General features: G+C 56.2%; 1 protein-coding gene. It reads right to left on the reverse strand.

Annotated elements, in window-relative coordinates:
• On the reverse strand, nt 1-425 hold a 425-nt coding region (locus HFD99_RS24990; RefSeq protein ID WP_167441069.1), incomplete at both ends, for an AMP-binding protein.

Genomic DNA, 425 nt, shown 5'->3' on the forward strand with positions numbered 1-425 from the left:
GCCGGATATTCCGGATCAATCGGCACATAGGCTCCGCCGGCCTTCAAGATCGCGTAGATGCCTACGATCATGTCCAGCGAACGGTGAACCAGAATGCCCACAGGCTGATCCGGCTGAACCCCTTGCGCACGCAAGGTCCGGGCCAAACGGTTAGCCCGTTCGTTCAGCTCCGCGTAGGTCAACGACTCTGCACCACACAGTACTGCCACTTGCTCCGGTGTATTCGCTACCTGCTGCTCAAACAGACTGCTTAGCGTCTGATCCTGCGGATAGGCTGCTGCCGTATCTCCCCACACCTGAACGATCTGTGCCTGCTCTTCCGCTGTCACTAGTTCCAGCTCATTCACTCGGATATGCGGATTGTCAATAATTTGCTCGATGACATGCAGTACATGTCCCTGCATCCGCTCGATCGTAGACCGATC

This window comes from Paenibacillus sp. EKM301P (assembly GCF_011800295.1).
GTDB lineage: Bacteria > Bacillota > Bacilli > Paenibacillales > Paenibacillaceae > Paenibacillus > Paenibacillus polymyxa.